General features: G+C 61.3%; 11 protein-coding genes. All 11 read left to right on the top strand.

Going from position 1 to position 18,647, the window contains the following annotated elements; all coding sequences use genetic code 11:
* The first annotated feature begins 61 nt into the window (after positions 1-61).
* The 11 genes from BR41_RS15980 to BR41_RS15930 all read left to right on the top strand — a co-directional run bounded on the left by BR41_RS15980 (position 62) and on the right by BR41_RS15930 (position 18,644).
* Positions 62-2,218 carry an LPS-assembly protein LptD gene (locus BR41_RS15980; RefSeq protein ID WP_035058856.1) on the top strand — a complete coding sequence of 719 codons (2,157 nt, stop codon included), beginning with the start codon at positions 62-64 and terminating at the stop codon, positions 2,216-2,218.
* A gap of 69 nt (positions 2,219-2,287) precedes the next feature.
* Positions 2,288-3,619: a peptidylprolyl isomerase gene (locus tag BR41_RS15975; RefSeq protein WP_245615931.1), complete on the top strand. Its 1,332-nt coding sequence runs from the start codon at positions 2,288-2,290 to the stop codon at positions 3,617-3,619.
* A complete protein-coding gene (gene pdxA, locus BR41_RS15970; RefSeq protein ID WP_035058854.1) occupies positions 3,619-4,611 on the top strand; it encodes a 4-hydroxythreonine-4-phosphate dehydrogenase PdxA in 993 nt (330 codons plus the stop codon). Before BR41_RS15975 ends, pdxA begins: the two co-directional genes overlap by 1 nt.
* Positions 4,612-4,636: 25 nt before the next feature.
* Positions 4,637-5,434, top strand: coding sequence for a 16S rRNA (adenine(1518)-N(6)/adenine(1519)-N(6))-dimethyltransferase RsmA (gene rsmA, locus BR41_RS15965; protein ID WP_035058852.1), 798 nt, complete (start codon positions 4,637-4,639; stop codon positions 5,432-5,434).
* Positions 5,435-5,549: 115 nt separating this feature from the next.
* Positions 5,550-6,290: an amino acid ABC transporter ATP-binding protein gene (locus BR41_RS15960; RefSeq protein ID WP_035059011.1), complete on the top strand. Its 741-nt coding sequence runs from the start codon at positions 5,550-5,552 to the stop codon at positions 6,288-6,290.
* A 334-nt stretch (positions 6,291-6,624) separates the two neighbouring features.
* On the top strand, positions 6,625-7,389 hold the full coding sequence (locus BR41_RS23705; RefSeq protein WP_084187279.1) for an NINE protein: 765 nt from the start codon (positions 6,625-6,627) through the stop codon (positions 7,387-7,389).
* Between the two features lie 140 nt (positions 7,390-7,529).
* Entirely contained in the window at positions 7,530-13,415 is a 5,886-nt protein-coding gene (locus tag BR41_RS15950) for an alpha-2-macroglobulin family protein (protein ID WP_051711147.1), read from the top strand.
* Between the two features lie 328 nt (positions 13,416-13,743).
* Positions 13,744-15,996 carry a penicillin-binding protein 1C gene (pbpC, locus tag BR41_RS15945; RefSeq protein WP_051711167.1) on the top strand — a complete coding sequence of 751 codons (2,253 nt, stop codon included), beginning with the start codon at positions 13,744-13,746 and terminating at the stop codon, positions 15,994-15,996.
* Between the two features lie 364 nt (positions 15,997-16,360).
* A complete protein-coding gene (locus BR41_RS15940) occupies positions 16,361-17,251 on the top strand; it encodes an amino acid ABC transporter substrate-binding protein (protein WP_035058849.1) in 891 nt (296 codons plus the stop codon).
* Positions 17,251-17,994, top strand: a complete 744-nt coding sequence (locus BR41_RS15935; protein WP_035058846.1) for an amino acid ABC transporter permease — start codon at positions 17,251-17,253, stop codon at positions 17,992-17,994. The genes BR41_RS15940 and BR41_RS15935 overlap by 1 nt, the downstream gene beginning before the upstream one ends.
* Complete coding sequence (locus BR41_RS15930) at positions 17,991-18,644, top strand: amino acid ABC transporter permease (protein WP_051711145.1); 654 nt, start codon at positions 17,991-17,993, stop codon at positions 18,642-18,644. The genes BR41_RS15935 and BR41_RS15930 overlap by 4 nt, the downstream gene beginning before the upstream one ends.
* Positions 18,645-18,647: the final 3 nt, after the last annotated feature.

Genomic DNA, 18,647 nt, shown 5'->3' with positions numbered 1-18,647 from the left:
CGTCGGGAAAGGGTTACATCCAGTCCCGCAGAAAAGCCAACGTCATCCAACTGATTACCGCATGACTCCCAATCCGCTACCGCCATTTCGTGCCGCCCCGCTCGTGCTCTTGCTCGTCGCCGGGTTCGCCTTCGCCGCTGACGACGACATGCCGATGCGCATCGATGCCGATGAAGTGAACGGCCAATCCGAAGTCGGCGCATCTGCCCGCGGCAACGTGGTACTGGAGCGTGGCGACATGACGGTCGAGTCGGACTGGAGCCGCTACGACACCAAGACCGACCGGCTGGAAGCCGGCGACAACGTCAAGATGACCCGCCAGGGCGACGTCCTCACTGGTCACTCGCTCGACTACTACATCGCCCGCCGCGAAGGCACGCTCACCGATCCGAACTACAGCATCGCGCAAGGACTGGGCCGTGGCGATGCCGTCAAGCTGGTGTTCGAAGGCCCGGACAAATACGAACTGGAGCAAGGCCGCTTCACCACCTGCCCGGCCAACGTGGACGACTGGTATCTGCGCGCCAATGATCTTTCGCTCGACTACGTGACGAATACGGGTATCGCCCGCAACGCGTGGCTCGAATTCAAGGGCGTGCCGCTCCTGTATTCGCCGTGGATGAACTTCCCGCTCAAGGAAGGCCGTCAGACCGGTTTGCTGGCCCCGTCATTCGCCTTCGACAACCGAAACGGCCTGGACATCACCACGCCGCTGTACTGGAACATCGCGCCGAACTACGACGCCACGTTCTACCCCCGCTATCTGGCGCGGCGCGGCATGATGCTCGGCGGCGAATTCCGTTACCTGCAGCCGGAATACAGTGGCCAGCTCAACGCCGCCACCATCAGCGACCGACTGGAAGACCAGGGCCGCTTCGCCCTGAGCTTCAAGCACCAGCAGATCCTCGCCGATCGCCTGACCATGTCGATCGATCTGGAAAAGGTCTCGGACGACAACTACTTCAACGATTTCGGCGATCGCGCTGCCATTGCCGCGCAGACCAACCTGCCGCGACAAGTCCAGTTCAATTACGCCGGCGACAACTGGTCCGGCGCGGCGCTGTGGCAGAAATATCAGACGCTGCAAAGCACCACCAACCCGATCGACATCCCCTACGCGCGCCTGCCGCAGCTCAGTTTTTCGGCCACGCCCAACTGGGTGCAAGGCGTGCAAACGGCAATCAGCGGCGAATTCACCGACTTCACCCACCCGAGCAAAGTCAACGGCTTGCGCACTTGGGTCTACCCGACCGTCGCGATGCCGTTCGTGAACGCATACAGCTTCGTCGTGCCAAAGATCGGCGTTCACGCTACCGACTACCAGCTCAGCAACGCAGACTCCAGCGGCCGGCGCAATGAAACGCGCGTGCTGCCGACCTTCAGCGTCGACTCCGGCCTGTTCTTCGATCGCGATCTCAAGTGGATGGATCAATCGCTCACGCAGACGCTGGAGCCGCGCGCCTACTACGTGTACATCCCGAACAAGGATCAATCGCAGCTGCCGAACTTCGATTCGGCGCTGACCGATTTCTCGTTCGCCCAGATGTTCCGCGAGAACCAGTTCTCCGGGAATGACCGGATCAACGACGCCAACCAGCTCACGCTGGCGCTGACGAGCCGCTTCTACAAGACCGAAACCGGCGACGAACTGTTGCGCGCCACCATCGGCCAGCGCTTCTATTTCAAGCAGCAACGCGTCACGCTCAACACCACCGATGTGGTCAGCGATGCGAAGCAATCCGATCTGTTGCTGTCGTTCGGCGGCCAGTTGTGGCGTAACCTGTACGCCGATTATTCCTTGCAATACAACGTACAGAACAAGGCGACCGGCCGATCCAGCGCAGGTGTGTCATGGCAACCCGAAGCGGGCCACGTGCTGAACCTGCGCTATGCGATGAACCGCAACCTGGGTACCGAGCAAGTCGACTTCTCGGCACAATGGCCGCTCGGGCGTAACTGGTACGGGATTGGCCGCATCAATTACTCACTGGCAGACAGCCGTGCTTTGGAGACGATCGCCGGGCTTGAATATAATGCCGGTTGCTGGGGCCTGCGGCTGGCCGCCCAGCGTTACATCACCAGTAACGGCACCTTCAACACCACGTACTTCGCCTTGCTGGAGCTCGGCGGATTGGGTGGACTGGGCAGCAACCCGATCGATACGTTGCGCCAATCCATCCCTGGCTATACCGATTTCTTTGCCTCGAACATGCGCTAGCCGCTTCGTTTGAATTGCCATTTCCCGTTTCAATTGATTGCAAATAGACCGTTGAAAGACAGGATCACCATGAACATTCAACCCATGCGCGCCCAAGCCCGCCCCCAATCAACGCGGAGCCATAATCTCGCCCGCCTGACCGTCTGCGTTGTCGCCCTGATCAGCCAGCTGTCGTTCGCGGCGGTCGATACGGTCGATCGCATCGTGGCCGTCGTCAATCGGGGCGTGATCACCCAAAACGATCTCGACGCCCGGATCAGCACCATCAAGACCAACCTCGTCCAGCAAAAGATCGCAGCGCCCAGCGATGACGTGCTGCGCCAGCAGGTGCTGGACCGGATGATCAACGAGCAGGTGCAGCTGCAATATGCGACCAGCGTCGGCATCAAGGTGGACGATGCGCAGCTGGAACGTGCCATTGCCCGCATCGCCGAACAGAACCAGTTGTCGGTGCCGGACTTCCGCAAGGCGCTCACCGACCAAGGCAACAACTGGAATGCGTTCCGCGAGGATATCCGCAACGAAATCATCCTCACCCGCCTGCGCGAACGTGAAATCGACGCCAAGATCGTCGTGACCGACAGCGAAATCGACGACGCGCTCAAACTGGCCGCCGGCAAACCGCAGATCGAATTCAATCTGGCCCACATCCTGATCGCGCTGCCGGAAAACGCCAGCCCTGAAGTGATCCAGCAAAAACGCGCCCGGATCACCGCCGCCCGCCAGGAAATCGAGGAAGGCAAGGATTTCGGCTCCGTCGCCGCCAAGTATTCCACCGCGCAAGACGCCACCAGCGGCGGCCAGCTCGGCTGGCGCGCCTCCGGCACCCTGCCGCAAGCATTCGTCGACTTGCTCGACAAGCTCAAACCCGGCCAGCTCACCGAAATCATCCGCAGCCCGGCTGGTTTCCACCTGATGAAGCTGCTCGACAAGCGCACCAAGTCCGATAAGGAAGTGGTCCAGCAAACGCACGCGCGCCACATCCTGATCAAGGTCAACGAGATCACCTCCGATGACGACGCCAAGCGCAAGATCATCCAGCTGCGCGATCGCGTCCAGCGCGGTGCCAAGTTCGAAGATGTCGCCAAGGCCTTCTCGGAAGATGGTAGCGCAACCAAGGGCGGCGATCTGGGTTGGATCAGCCCGGGCGAAACCGTGCCGGAGTTCGAGCAAGCCATGGCCGCACTCGCGCCCAATGAAGTTAGCCAGCCAGTGCGTAGCCCGTTCGGCTACCACTTGATCCAGGTGCTGGGCCGCCGCGAACAGGATGTGACCAAGGAGCACGCCCGCTTCCGCGTCGCTTCCGAAATCAAGCAACGCAAGTCGGACGAGCAGTTCGAAGACTGGGTACGCCAGCTGCGCGACAAGGCCTTCGTCAATATCCGCCTGAAGGATCAGTAATGACCACCCGTCCGGTTCTGGCCATCACCACCGGCGAGCCTGCCGGTGTCGGGCCGGAGCTGGCCGTGCAGGTTGCGGCAGCTGAAGCATCCCGCGCCGAACAGCTGGTACTGATCGGCGACCGTGACTTGCTGGCCGCACGTGCCGCGGCAGTCGGTGTCAGCGCTGACTGGCCCGACTTCGTGGCCGGCAGCGCTGCACCCGTCTCGATCCTGCATATTCCCCTCGCCCACCCGGCAGTTGCCGGCAAGCTCGATCCGGCCAATGCACGCTATGTGCTCGATACGCTCGATGCCGCCATCGATGGCTGTCTGGATGGCGTGTTCGATGCCATGGTCACCGCGCCGATCCACAAGGGCGTGATCAACGACGGTTGCCCCGGCCAGTTCTTTTCCGGCCACACCGAATACTTGGCCGAGCACACCAATACCCATCAAGTAGTGATGATGCTGGTTGGCGGCGGCTTGCGCGTCGCCCTGGCCACCACGCACCTGCCGCTAGCCGATGTCGCCGCCGCACTCAACGCTGAAAGCCTCGTCACCACGCTCTCGATCCTGCAAGCGGATCTGCAGAGCAAGTTCGGCATCGCCGAGCCACGCATTCTGGTCGCCGGTCTGAATCCGCATGCGGGTGAATCCGGCCATCTTGGCCGCGAAGAAATCGACATCATCGAGCCGGTGCTGGAAAAACTGCGCGCCACGGGCATGCAACTGATCGGCCCATTGCCGGCCGATACGCTGTTCCAGCCCAAATACCTGCAAACCGCCGATGCCGTACTCGCGATGTATCACGACCAGGGCCTGCCGGTGCTCAAGTACGCCAGCTTCGGCCAAGGCGTGAACCTGACCCTCGGCCTGCCCATCATCCGCACCTCGGTCGATCACGGCACCGCACTCGATCTGGCTGGCACGGGCCAAGCCGATGTGGGTAGCCTGCAAGCCGCGCTGACGCTGGCCGCGCAGCTGGCCGTCAATCATCGTGCCGCGGCCTAAGCGTTAAAAGAATTCCGGAATTTCCATGTCCAGCCACATCCCCCGCAAACGCTTCGGCCAGAATTTTCTGCAAGACCAAGGCGTGATCCACGCCATCGTCAGCGAGATCAACCCGCAACCGGGTGATGTGCTGGTCGAAATCGGCCCCGGTCTGGCCGCGCTGACCGAACCGCTGATGAAGCGCGCCGGCAAGCTGCACGTGGTCGAGATCGACCGCGATATCGTGGCGCATCTGTCGGGCAAGTTCTCGCCTGAGCAGCTCATCATTCATCACCAAGACGCGCTCAAGTTCGATTTCGGCACGCTGGCTAACGAGATCGGCAAGGACGGCATCATCCGGCTCGCCGGCAATCTGCCGTACAACATTTCCACGCCGCTGCTGTTCCACCTCGCCAGCTTCGGCGCGGCGATTTCCGACATGCACTTCATGCTGCAAAAGGAAGTCGTCGATCGCATGGTGGCCGACCCCGGCACGACCGACTACGGCCGGCTCTCGGTCATGCTACAGGTGCGCTTCAACATGGAACGCGTGCTCGACGTGCCGCCGGAAGCGTTCTACCCGCCGCCCAAGGTCGATTCAGCCGTGGTACGGATGGTGCCGTGGCCGACCCCGCCCTGGCCGGTGACGGATCTGGTACGGATGGAAAAACTCGTCCTCACCGCCTTTGGTCAGCGCCGCAAAACGTTGCGCAATAACGTCAAAGGCATCCTCACCGATGCCGAGCTGGAGCAACTCGGCATCGACCCCGGTTGCCGGCCGGAAAACGTGACTGTGGCGCAATACGTGGTGCTGGCGAACTTCCTGTCGGCTAACGGTCGCTAACCGTATCCATCCGTTCGTCAGCCCAAGCTTTCCTTACGGGTTTTCCCCGCTTGAGGCTATGCTGACGCAACAACCACAATCCGCCCCCATGATGACCGATACCGCCGCCCAACCCATGATCCGCTTCGCCAACGTCAACAAATGGTATGGCCGCGATCACCACGTATTGAAGAACATCACCCTCGAAGTGAAACCCCGCGAGGTGGTGGTGGTATGTGGGCCGTCCGGCTCGGGCAAATCGACGCTGATTCGCACCATCAACCAGCTGGAACCGGTGAACGACGGCGAAATCTGGGTCGGCGACGTGCAAGTCAACAACACCCGCACCAACATCAACCAGCTGCGCGAACACGTCGGTTTCGTGTTCCAGCATTTCAATCTCTACCCGCACCTGTCCGTACTCGAAAACATCACCCTTGCGCCGATCCAGGTGAAGAAGATGAAGAAGGACGAGGCCGAGGCGCGCGCGATGGCGCTGCTGGAAAAAGTCGGCCTGGCGCACAAGAAAGACGCCTATCCGTCCAATCTCTCCGGTGGTCAGCAGCAACGCGTCGCCATTGCTCGCGGTCTGGCGATGCAACCGAAAGTGATGCTGTTCGACGAGCCGACCAGCGCGCTCGATCCGGAAATGATCGGTGAAGTGCTCAAGGTCATGAAAGATCTGGCCGAATCCGGCATGACCATGATGGTCGTCACCCACGAAATGGGCTTCGCCCGCGAAGTGGCGGATCGTGTGTTGTTCCTCGAGCAAGGCGAGATTCTGGAAGATGCGCCACCCAACGACTTCTTCACGCATCCCAAGACCGACCGCGCTCGCAAGTTCCTCAAGCAGGTACTCGCGCCCATGCACGGCTAAGCGAGCCACGAATAAAACCCTGCTGGCGGCGTTGTGCTCGCTTGCCGTACGAATTTGTACTGTCTGCGCTTCGCACGCCTTGCCAGCACCGCTGCGCTGGATTTTCTTCGCGGCCCCCCCGAATCTGACGCCCTCCCCTAAAAAAGGCCGCATCGCTGATGCGGCCTTTTTTATCGCCATTGCCACACTTTTTCCGAACCGCCTGCGGCAAACCGCCATGTCAGTCAGTTCCATGTCATCATCCCGGTAATCCATATGGCATATATATGTAGAGCGGCAATCGAGACCGCCCCCTTCCCTCAACGCGCAATCAAAGAGCGACAAGGAAACCGAGATGGCACAACTGATTTTCTGCAAGGCTTGCGGCAAGCAGCTACACGATAACAACCCGATTTGCCCGCATTGCGGCGCCAATCAGAAGGGCCCCCGTTACAAGAGCAAGGTCGCGGCCGGCTTGCTGGCTATCCTGTTTGGCGGCTTTGGCGTACACCGCTTCTATCTCGGCAAATGGTGGGGGCTGTTCTACCTGTTGTTCTGCTGGACACTCATTCCAGGCCTGATTGCCTTTATCGAGGGCATCGTTTTTCTGTGTGCCGACGATGCGGCCTGGAACGACAAATACAACGAGGGCATTTCCGCCAGCGGCGACTCCGGCCCAGGGCTGATGATCGCGCTCATCGTTGGCGGTCTGTTCATCGGCGTGTTCGTCATCGGTATCCTTGCCGCCATCGCCGTTCCGGCCTACTCCCAATACCAGACCCGCGCCAAACTCCACGAGGTATTGGCCTATGGCAAACAAGCCGACGCCGCAGTGGAAGCGTATTACCTGAAAACCAAGCAGGTGCCGGAATCGCTGGAACAAGCCGGCTTCGCCGTGCCCAAGCCGCTTTCGGTCAGCCAGATCAGCATCAACAAGAACGGCATCTTGACGCTCACGCTGGAGATTGTTGCGCTGAAAGGCCAGTCCTTGCTGCTGATCCCGTCGGTAGGCGACGATGACAAGGTGTCGTGGAAGTGCGCCAGCGACGACATTGCCGAGCAATTCCTCCCGATGGAATGCCGATCGAAAGAGCCGGCACCACCCGCCAAGAACGGATAAATCCCCATGCGCCGGTTGAATAACCGGCGCTTTTTTATCCGCTTCGATCAACGGCAGAATCAACAAGCCGACCGATACACCACCCGTCGGTACAGCCCCGTATAATCAAAAACCTCACTTTGCTGACATAAGGCGAAAACATGGCTCGTCTTGCCGCCGTACTGCATGGCTTCCTGGCAATCCTGCTGGCGATCCTTCGCCCGCTCGGCAAGGCACTGGGATGGTTGGCGCGGCAGTTGTTCGGTGAAGTGAACTGGCAAGCGCCGCGCTGGTTGCAATGGAGTGCCCGCAAGACCTGCCAGGGTGGGCGCTGGCTCAAGGCCAACCCGAAACGCGGTGCCATCGGCGCGCTGATCGTTGCTGCGCTGGCCACCGGCGGCTGGTTCGGCTGGAAGTGGTATCAAAGCCTGCCCAAACCCTTGGTCAGCGAATACACCGTCAAGGCACCGGAAGCGACGCCCTACGACGACAACGGCAAGCCGATCTACCAGCCACTGGTGATCGAATTCAACGAATCGGTCGCGCCGCTCAAGCAGATCGGCCAAGTGGTCAAAACCGGCATCGACATGCAACCGACCTTCGCCGGTGACTGGCGCTGGGACGACGACCGCAAGCTGGTGTTCCGTCCCAAAGGCGATTGGCCGATCGATGCGGAATTCAAGCTGACGCTGGCCAAGCAAGGCTTGTTCGCCCCGGCAGTCAAACTCGACGACTACGAAACCAAGTTCAAAACCGCCCCGTTCACCGCCAAGGTGACCGAGGCCAGCTTCTACCAAGACCCACGTGACGCCAATCTGAAAAAGATGGTCGCCACCATTCACTTCAGCCATCCGGCCGACACGCAAAAGCTCAAGGACGCGATCACGCTCAAGCTGGGTGGTGGCCTCAGTTACCAAGACAGCAGCGCCCCACCGTTCGCACTCAGCTTCGACAAACTCAAGCTCAACGCTTACGTGCATTCGGCCTCACTGAACATTCCGCGTGAAGACACCCAACTCAAGCTGACCGTCGCCAAGGGCATCACGGCAGCGCGTGGCGGCAGCGGCACCACCGATGCCATCGAATCAGCCATCAGCGTGCCGGGCCTCTACAGCCTGCGTTTCGACGGTCTGGCGATGACGCTGGTCGATAACGAGCGCTTCGAGCCGGAGCAAGTACTGGTATTCGGCAGCAACGTCCCCGTATCGGACCAAGCCCTGTCCAACCACGTGCAAGCGTGGCTGCTGCCGGAATTCCACCCGGATACGCCGAAGGAAGAACGCACCGAGCCGACCGCATGGTCGCCGTCGCGCATCGATCAGGCATCGCAAAAGCAGATGCAATCGCTGGCGCTCAAGCCAGTGCCGGGCGCGGATGAATACAACACCCAGCACGGCTACAAGTTCGAAGCACCGGTTGGCCGGTATCTGTTCGTGAAGGTCGATCAGGGCGTGGCTGGCTTTGGCGGCTACCAATCCGGCAAGGAAACCACCGCCGTCATCAAGGTCGCGCCCTATCCGCAAACAGTGAAGCTGCTCAGCCAAGGCGCATTGCTGTCGCTGAATGGCGAGAAGAAAGTCGCCTTCGTTGCTCGCGGGCTGGATGGCGTGCGCATCGAAGTCGGCCGCGTGCTGCCGAACCAGTTGCACCATCTGGTGGATCAGAACCACGGTGATTTCGCCAAACCGGAACTCAGCCAGGAATTCATCGACAGCCTGACCGAGCGCCTGATCGAAACCAAGCCGCTGCCTCCGGGCCAACCCGGCAAGCCGTTCTACGACAGCATCGATCTGGGCAAATACCTGGGCGGCGGCACCGGCGTGCGGCATGGCGTATTCATGCTCAAGCTGACCCCGTTCAACCCCAAGCAGCCCAAGCAATACCACGATGATCCATCCGACAGCCGTTTCGTACTGGTCACCGATCTGGGCATGCTGATCAAGACCGCCAACGACGGCAGCCGCGATGTATTCGTGCAGTCGATCTCCAACGGCATGCCGGTCGCCGACGCCAAGGTAGACGTGATCGGCAAGAACGGCGTGAGCGTGATTTCCGCCACTACCGATGCCACCGGCCGCGCCCGTCTGCCGGCGCTGAAAGACCTCGTGCGCGAAAAAGCACCGCTGATGATCTCCGTGAGCAAGGGCGACGATCTGTCGTTCCTGCCGCTGTTCCGCTACGACCGCGAACTCAACCTGTCGCGCTTCGACATCGGCGGCATCGAGAACGCCGTCTCGGCGCAGCAGCTCTCCGCTTATGTATTTACCGATCGCGGCCTGATCCGGCCGGGCGAAACCGCCCACGTCGGCGTAATTGCCCGTACCGCCAACTGGCAGGGCAGCCTCGCCGGCGTGCCGCTGGAAGTCGAAGTCACCGACCCACGCGGTCTGGCGGTGCTGAAAGACCGCATCAAGCTGTCGCCATCCGGCTTTGAAGGCTCCGATTTCGCCAGCACCGATACCGCCGCCACCGGCAACTATCAAGTCAGCATCTATCTGGTGCGCAACGACAAGCGCGGCGACCAGATCGGCAGCGGCACCTTCAAGGTGCAGGACTTTGAACCGGATCGCATGAAGGTCACCGCTACCTTGTCGAAAGTGCCGAGCGAGGGCTGGATCAAGCCGGACGAAGTGATCGCGCAAGTGCAGGCGATGCAGTTGTTCGGCGCACCGGCTGCGGGCCGCCGCGTGGAAGCAGAAGTTGCGCTCAACCCGGCGATCCCCGCCTTTACCAAGTACCCGGACTATCGTTTCTCCGATCTTGCCAGCCTGCAGGAGCCGTTCCGCGACCAGCTCGCGCCGGCCACGACGGACGACAAGGGCAACGCCACGCTGGCGCTCAACCTGACCCGCTTCGCCCGTGCCACTTACCGTCTGCATCTGACCGCCCGCGTATTCGAAGCCGGCAGCGGTCGCGGCGTGGCGGCGGAAAGCGCGACGCTCGTCTCCAGCGCGCCCTATCTGGTCGGCGTGAAGGCCGACGGCCCGCTCGATTACGTGAACCGGGGCGCCAAGCGTGCCGCCAACTGGATCGCGATCGCGCCGGATCTGAAATCGGTCGCGGCCGACAAGCTGACCAACAATTGGGTCGAGCGGCGTTATGTATCGGTGCTGGTCAAGCAGCCGGACGGCACCTACCGCTACCAATCGCGCCTGAAGGAGATCGTGCGTGATACCAAACCGCTCGATCTGCCGGCCGGCGGCAGCGCCCTGCCCTTGCCGACCGACGAGCCGGGCGACTTCGCCGTGGTGGTCAAAGGCCCGGATGGCGCGGAGCTGAACCGCATCCAGTACACCGTTGCCGGTCAGGCCAATCTGTCCCGCTCGCTGGAACGCAATGCCGAGCTGCAAATCACGCTCGACAAGAAGAGCTACGCGCCGGGCGATACGGTCGAACTCAATATCCGCGCGCCCTACACCGGGGCCGGCCTGATCAGCATCGAGCGCGACCGCGTGTATCAACACGTCTGGTTCAAGGCGGATACCACCAGCTCGATCCAGCACATCACGCTGCCGAAGGATTTCGAAGGCAACGGTTACGTGTCGGTGCAGTTCGTGCGCGATCCGGCCAGCGATGAAGTGTTCATGAGCCCGCTGTCCTATGGCGTGGCACCGTTCGCGGTCAATCTCGATGCCCGCAAGCATCCGCTCAAGCTCGATGCACCGAAGGAAGTGAAACCGGGCCAGAAGATCACCTTCAATCTCACCAGCGACGAACCGGCCCGCGTGGCGCTGGTTGCAGTAGACGAAGGCATCCTGCAAGTGGCCCGCTACAAGACGCCGGACCCGCTGGGCTTCTTCTTCCAGAAGCGCTCGCTCGACGTGAAGACCAGCCAGATCCTCGATCTGATCCTGCCGGAATTCGCCAAGCTGATGCAGGCCGCCGCCCCGGGTGGCGACGGCGAAGGCGCGCTCGGCAAACACCTGAATCCGTTCAAACGCAAACACCAACCGCCGGTGGCGTATTGGTCTGGCGTGGTGGATATGCCAGCCGGTGGCAAGCGCTTTGAATGGACTGCGCCGGACACCTTCAACGGCAAGTTGCGCGTGTTCGCGGTGGCGGTCTCAGCCCAGAAGATCAACGTGCAGGAAACTGCCACGCTGGTGAAGGGCGATCTGATCCTTAGTCCGAACGTACCGCCCGCGGTCACACCGGGCGATGAGTTCACCGTCACCGTCGGCGTATTCAACAACATGAAGGCCAAGGTGGATGTATCGGTGGCGCTGAATGCAGGCAACGGCATCCAGATCATCAAACCGGCCGGCAAGCTCAGCATCGAACCATTGCGCGAAGCCGTCGCCGAGTTCCAGGTACGCGCTACCGATAGCTTGGGCGATACGCAACTGCGCTTCGTCGCCACGGCGGCGGGCAAGTCCGGCAAGGCGGCGGATAGCCTGTCGGTGCGACCAACCGTCGCTTATCGCACGCAAGTGACCGTCGGCAGCTTCACCAGCAGCCCGACCGAGGCGCAGCTCAGCCGAACGCTCTACCCGCAATTCCGCAAGGTGGAAGCAGGCGTGGCCGGCTCGCCGTTGGTGTGGGCGAATGGCCTCGCTGCCTATCTGGATGGCTACGGCTACGGTTGCACCGAGCAACTGGTCAGCAAGGCGATCCCGGCCCTGCTGCTCACGCCGCCAAACGAGCGCGCCGCCGGCAAGCCGCTGCAGGTATTCCAGGCCACGCTGCGCACGCTGCGCGAACGGCAGAACGACGACGGTGGTTTCGGGCTATGGGCAGCCAATCCGATCGTGAGCAAATACGCGTCGATCTACGGCTACCACTATCTGCTGGAAGCCCGCGACCACGGTCTGCCGGTGCCGACCGACCTGCTGCGCAATGGCAAGAACTGGCTGGAACAAGTCGCCAGCGGCGAAAGCGAAGGCTTGGCCGGCGCCCGCGAACGTGCCTACGCCATCTACCTGCTCACCCGCCAAGGCCAGATGACCAGCGGCATGCTGGCGGCACTGCAGCAGGAGCTGAACCAGCGCTACGCGCCGCAATGGCAGCAGGACACCACCGCCAGCTTCCTGGCCGCCAGTTACAAGCTGCTCAAGCAGGATGCGCTGGCCGACAAGGTGATCAAGGGCGTGCCGTGGTTGCTAACCGCCAAGAAACAAGCAGATGGCGATGTCTACGACGACCCGCTCAGCCATGACGCGCTCAAGCTGTATCTGCTGTCGCGTCACTTCCCCGGCCAACGTGCCCCAAGCAATGAAGTCGATGCGATGGGCAAGGCGATCTCCGGCCAGCAATACCAGACCTTCTCCGCCGCCACGACCTTGCTGGCGCTGGATGCCTATGCCGCAGCGGTCAAGGACAACGGCGGCGCGTATACGCTGGCCGAAGTCACGCATGACGGCAAAGCCACGCCGGTGACATTGCCAGCGGGTCCGCTCGGCCGCGCGCCGCTATCGATCTCGGCTTACCGGATCAGAATGGGCAAGGATGGCGCAACACCGGCCTACTACGCGCTCTCTGAATCCGGCTTCGACCGCAACCCGCCGACCGGCGAATTGAAGCAAGGGCTGGAAATCGTGCGCGAGTATGTGAGCCTGGACGGCAAGCCACTGAGCAAGGTGAAGATCGGCGATGAATTCCTCGTCCGTATCCGCCTGCGCGCGACTGAGCGCGATAGCGTCAGCCAAGTCGCGGTGGTCGATCTGCTGCCGGGTGGTGTCGAAGTGGTGCCAGCGCCGCACGATGACAGTGAAGCACAACCGGCAGCGACTGATCCGAATGCAGTTCCGGCTGATGGAGAAGGGGATGGGGAAGGCGGCGGGCAAGCCGAACAACCCACCGCGCCGGCATGGCAACCACCGATTGGCGAGAAGGGCCAGAGCAACTTCGCGCTCGACTACCTGGAGCAGCGTGAAGATCGTCTGGTGCTGTATGGCACGGCCGGCCACGACGCAGCCACCTTCGTCTACCGTCTGCGCGCCACCCACGCCGGCAAATTCAAGACTCCGGCACCGTTTGCCGAGGCGATGTACAACCCGCGCATGCAGGCGCGTGGCGCGGTTGGGTCGTTGGAGATTGTGAAGCCTTGATCGGGATAGTCGCTCCGCTGCCCTACCAACTTCGCATGAACAATCCCCCCCTTTGCGAAGGGGGGCTAGGGGGGATTTCTGCGGCATCTCAACTTGCGATGACGTCGAAATCCCCCTCAATCCCCCTTCAAAAAGGGGGAAGCCGAAACCACCAGCACGATGCATCGCCGCGCACTACTCCGCCAGCGCGAGGAATAAATAGTTACTCCGTTGCGGATAGAAATTTTGAGCAGCCTCTCCGCAGCCCGCCAAGCACTTCAAGCCAATGACGCCCCGCCGTTTCCCTTTCCGGCGTGGCGTGGCGCTAACGTTTGCCATCGCAGTTGCAATGCTCCTTGCCCTCCGCCTCTGGCCGCACGCCCCGCTCTCCGCCGACGTGCCCGGCTCAACTGCCATCCTCGCCCGCGACAGCCAACTGCTGCGGCTGACCCTCGCGGCGGACGAGCATTACCGGCTATGGCTACCGCTAGGCGACATCTCGCCCACACTGAAAGACGCCGTGCAGCTGTACGAAGACCGCTGGTTCTACTGGCACCCAGGTGTGAACCCGGTGGCGCTGGCACGCGCCGCGATCGCCACCTACACCGGCGGCAACCGGCAAGGTGCGTCGACGTTGACCATGCAACTGGCGCGGCTCAAATACCGGCTCGATACACGCACGCCATCCGGCAAGCTCAAACAGATTGCGTTGGCGCTGTGGCTGGAGGCGCGTTACTCCAAGCGCGACATTCTCGACGCCTATCTCAATTTCGCACCCTATGGCCGCAATATCGCCGGGGTTGGCGCGGCCAGCCTGATCTACTTCGGCAAACCCGCCGCGCAGCTCACCCTGCCGGAATCACTCACGTTGGCAGTCATTCCACAATCACCCAGCCGCCGCGCCGGCAGTAGCGCCTCGCTGACGGCAGCACGGAATCGGTTGTTTGCTAACTGGAAAGCCGCCTATTCCGTTTCACCCGCCAACATCCGCCTGATGACCTTGCCCGTACCGGCACGACCGCTGGCCCAGTTACCGTTTCGCGCGCCGCATTTCGTCGAACAAGTCGTCGCCGAGCATCACCCCCGTGGCCCGGTGAAAACCACGCTCGATCAGGGTTTGCAGAACGTGCTGGAACGGCAAATCCGCCAGTACCTCGCGCAAGTCGGCGCACGTGGCATACATAACGCTTCAGCGCTATTGATTGATACCCGCGATATGGGTGTGCGGGCGCTGGTCGGCTCGGCGGATTATTTCGATGGTGATATCGCCGGCCAAGTGAACGGCACCGATGCCAAGCGCAGCCCCGGCTCCACCCTCAAGCCCTTCCTGTACGGGCTGGCGCTGGATCAGGGCTTGATCCACCCACGCAGTATTCTGAAAGACTCGCCGACCGCGTTCGGCCCGTTCCAGCCGGAGAACTTCGATGGTCGTTTCGTTGGTCCGATTGCCGCACAAGATGCACTGATCCGCAGTCGCAACATCCCGGCGGTCTGGCTGGCGGGCAGCCTGAAACGGCCGACGCTGTATGACTTCCTGCGTGATGCCGGCGTAGCACAGCTGAAATCGGAAGAGCACTACGGCCTGGCGCTGACGCTGGGCGGTGGCGAAGTCACGATGCAAGAGCTGGCGACGATGTACGCACTGGTTGCCAACGACGGTGTGCTCAAATCGTTACGCATGCTGGAATCCACACCCAACCAGCCCGGCCCGCGGCTCTTGTCGAGCGAGGCCAGTTTCATCGTGCTGGACATGCTGTCGCAAAACCCACGCCCGGATGGCATCGCGCAGGCACGCTCCCGCCCTTGGTTCACGGCATGGAAAACCGGTACCTCATGGGGCTTTCGCGATGCGTGGACGGCGGGCGTGATCGGCCCCTATGTCTTGGTGGTGTGGCTGGGTAATTTCGACGGCAGCGCCAATCCATCCCTGGTCGGCATCGACATGGCTGCGCCGTTGTTTTTCCGCATTGCCGACGCGCTGATGCTGGCCCGCCCCCGCGAGCCGCAACCGAAGCACCTGCCGCCATCCGATCTGAAACGCGTGGCGGTCTGCGCCGATAGCGGCGACCTGCCCAATGCATGGTGTCCGCGTACCGTGCCAACCTGGTTCATTCCCGGCATCAGCCCGATCAAGGTCAGTACGCTGCACCAGCCGGTGGTCGTCGATAACCGCAGTGGTCGCCCGGCCTGCCCGCCGTTCGATCCGGGCAGCACCCATACCGAGATTTACGAATTCTGGGATAGCGACATGGCACGGCTGTTCCGCGAGGCCGGCATGCCCCGCCGCACGCCGCCACGCGCCGAATGCGACGGCAAGCTCGGCATTACCGACAACCCGCCGCGCATCACCTCCCCGATCAACAACGTGACCTACACCTTGCGTTTGTCGCGCCCGGATGAAACCTTGGCATTGCAAGCAATCGCCGCCGCCGATGCAAAAACGCTGTTCTGGTTCGATAACCAATCCTTGCTCGGTCAGGCCGAACCCAAGACCGGCGGACTGGCATGGCGGCCGACTGGCGGGGGCTGGCATCAGCTGACAGTGGTGGATGATCAAGGCCGCAGCGCCAGCCGCCAGCTGCGGGTGGAAATGCAACCCTGACCGAGTCGGCACGACGTTTGGCGCGATCAACCGTCAATCTACCGACGAACGGCGTAAGTCGTTTCCTATACTTGGCAAGCCAATGCGGATGGAAAGTCCAAGACTGCGGCGCCTTTTTGGGGCGATCGTTGCAAAGCATCAATCCGGCTGAATGATTGAAGCCCCCAAGATTGACGCCGCAAAACGCACCAAAGAGGGGCTTTAGCGCACAAAAACACCGCTGGAAAAACAGATGAAACGTACCCCCCGGTTTGTTTGCTGCATCGCCGCAAACCCGCGAATTTCTTAGGGTTTTCTCTGAGAGAACAGGATGCGGCAGGTGCCTATACTCCGTGGCGTGAATCAAATCCCCCTGGAGACAGCAATGCGCAAAATGTTGACTATCGCGGCGGCACTCGCCACCGCGTTTACCGCAACCGCCCACGCCGAAGAAACACTGACCGGCACGCTGAAAAAGATCAAGGACAGCGGCACCGTCGTCGTCGGCGTGCGCGATGCATCACAACCCTTCTCCTACCTCGTCGGCAACAAATACGTTGGTTACTCTGTCGACCTGTGTAATCAGCTGACCGACCAACTGCAAAAAACCTTGAAGCTCAAGTCGCTCGATGTGGTTTATCAACCGGTGACCTCCAGCACCCGCATTCCGCTGATGCAAAACGGCACCATCGATCTGGAATGCGGCTCCACCACCAACAGCATGGAACGCCAGAAAGCCGTTGCCTTCGGCGTGAACATGTTCTGGGTCGACGTACGCATGGCCGTGAAGAAGAACTCCGGCATCACCAGCCTGACCGATCTGAACGGCAAGGCCGTGGTCACCACCACCGGCACCACCTCCGACCGTTACATCAAGCAAAACGAGAAGGGCAAGAGCCTCGACGTGAAGAACCTGTACGGCAAGGATCACGACGAAAGCTTCCTGATGATGGAAACCGGCCGCGCTTCCGCCTTCGTGATGGACGACGTGCTGCTGTATGGCAAGATCGCAGCCTCCAAGAGCCCGGCCGACTTCGCCGTGGTAGGCGAAACACTGTCATCCGAGCCGTACGGCATCATGCTGCGCAAGGATGATGCGCAATTCAAGAAGTTCGTCGACGACAGCCTGATCAAGATTTACAAGTCCGACGAAATCAACAAGATCTACGCCAAGTGGTTCACCACGCCGATTCCGCCCAAGGGCATCAACATGAACATGCCGATGAGCAACAAGCTCAAGGACGCGTTCGCACACCCGACCGATAAGGGGGTGTGATGACGAGCCTGCACCTGGATTGGGGAATCCTCTTCGAGGAATCCCCGACTGGCGACGGCCCGTACTGGCAACTGCTGTTGACTGGGTTGAAGTGGACACTCGCCACGGCCATGTCCGGCTGGCTGATTGCAGTTGCAGTCGGCGCCGTGGTCGGTGTGATCCGCACTGTGCCGTCCCGCTGGCTGTCATTGCTAGGCGATGCGTACGTGGAAGTGTTCCGCAACATCCCGTTCCTGGTGCAGCTCTTCTTCTGGTTCTTCGTACTGCCGGAACTCTTGCCGGAAGCCGCGGGGAGCTGGATGAAGCAGAGCATGCCGCGGCCGGAGTTCTTCACCGCCGCGGTCGGCCTGGGGCTGTTTACCGCCGCCCGCGTGGCGGAGCAGGTCAAATCCGGCATCCAGAGCTTGCCGCGCGGCCAGCGTAACGCGGGTCTTGCGATGGGTCTGACCCTGACACAGACCTATCGCTACGTGATCCTGCCGATGGCTTTCCGCATCGTCATTCCGCCGCTCACCAGCGAATTCATGAATACCTTCAAGAATTCGGCAGTGGCGTTGGCAATCGGTCTGACTGAGCTGACGTTCCAGATGAAGCAGATGGTCGAGTATTCGAACCAGGTGATCATCACTATTCTCGCTACCACCGTGCTCTACATGGTGCTGGCGATGGCGGTGAACCGCCTGATGGCCTGGATCGAACATAAATCCCGCGTGCCGGGCCTGATTGCCGGGGGTGGGAAATGATCGATTTCAAACTGGTGGCCGATAACAGCGACATTCTGCTGGCCGGCCTGCGCTATTCGCTGGCGTTGACGTGCTCGTCGATGCTGATCGGCATCGTGCTGGGCTGCCTGTTGGCGATGGCGCGGCTTTCCAGCGTCAAATGGTTGTCGCTGGCAGCATCGGCCTATGTGAACCTGTTCCGTTCGGTGCCGCTGGTGCTGGTGATTTTCTGGTTCTACTTCCTGATTCCGTTCTTCGGTTTCAAGGTCGGGCCGGACAAGTCGGTGTTCATCACCTTCGCCATCTTCGAAGCAGCCTACTATTGCGAAATCATCCGCGCCGGCATTCAGTCGATCTCGCGCGGTCAGGTTGGCGCATCGCAAGCCCTGGGCCTGACCTATGTCCAAAGCATGCGTTACATCATCCTGCCGCAAGCGCTGCGCAACATGCTGCCGGTGCTGCTCACGCAAACCGTGGTGCTGTTCCAGGATACGTCGCTGGTGACCATCATCGGCATCAAGGACTTCATGGGCGCCAACGTGGTCACGGCCAGCAACAACGGTGCGCTCAAAGAGATGTACACGTTTGCCGCGCTCGGTTATTTCTGCATCTGCTTCCCGCTGTCGATGCTGCTCAAGCGCTTGCACAAGCGCATCGCCGTACTCCGCTAAGGA

It is taken from the genome of Andreprevotia chitinilytica DSM 18519 (genome assembly GCF_000711875.1).
In the GTDB taxonomy this organism is placed as follows: domain Bacteria; phylum Pseudomonadota; class Gammaproteobacteria; order Burkholderiales; family Chitinibacteraceae; genus Andreprevotia; species Andreprevotia chitinilytica.
The sequence above is the reverse complement of the archived record's forward strand: the minus strand, read 5'-3'. Positions and strand labels throughout refer to the sequence as shown.

What these genes read in the sequence shown, in the direction of transcription:
- BR41_RS15980 (WP_035058856.1), top strand. Translation starts at nt 62, where the DNA reads ATGACTCCCAATCCGCTACCGCCATTTCGTGCCGCCCCGCTCGTGCTC.
- BR41_RS15975 (WP_245615931.1), top strand. Translation starts at nt 2,288, where the DNA reads ATGAACATTCAACCCATGCGCGCCCAAGCCCGCCCCCAATCAACGCGG.
- pdxA (WP_035058854.1), top strand. Translation starts at nt 3,619, where the DNA reads ATGACCACCCGTCCGGTTCTGGCCATCACCACCGGCGAGCCTGCCGGT.
- rsmA (WP_035058852.1), top strand. Translation starts at nt 4,637, where the DNA reads ATGTCCAGCCACATCCCCCGCAAACGCTTCGGCCAGAATTTTCTGCAA.
- BR41_RS15960 (WP_035059011.1), top strand. Translation starts at nt 5,550, where the DNA reads ATGATCCGCTTCGCCAACGTCAACAAATGGTATGGCCGCGATCACCAC.
- BR41_RS23705 (WP_084187279.1), top strand. Translation starts at nt 6,625, where the DNA reads ATGGCACAACTGATTTTCTGCAAGGCTTGCGGCAAGCAGCTACACGAT.
- BR41_RS15950 (WP_051711147.1), top strand. Translation starts at nt 7,530, where the DNA reads ATGGCTCGTCTTGCCGCCGTACTGCATGGCTTCCTGGCAATCCTGCTG.
- pbpC (WP_051711167.1), top strand. Translation starts at nt 13,744, where the DNA reads ATGCTCCTTGCCCTCCGCCTCTGGCCGCACGCCCCGCTCTCCGCCGAC.
- BR41_RS15940 (WP_035058849.1), top strand. Translation starts at nt 16,361, where the DNA reads ATGCGCAAAATGTTGACTATCGCGGCGGCACTCGCCACCGCGTTTACC.
- BR41_RS15935 (WP_035058846.1), top strand. Translation starts at nt 17,251, where the DNA reads ATGACGAGCCTGCACCTGGATTGGGGAATCCTCTTCGAGGAATCCCCG.
- BR41_RS15930 (WP_051711145.1), top strand. Translation starts at nt 17,991, where the DNA reads ATGATCGATTTCAAACTGGTGGCCGATAACAGCGACATTCTGCTGGCC.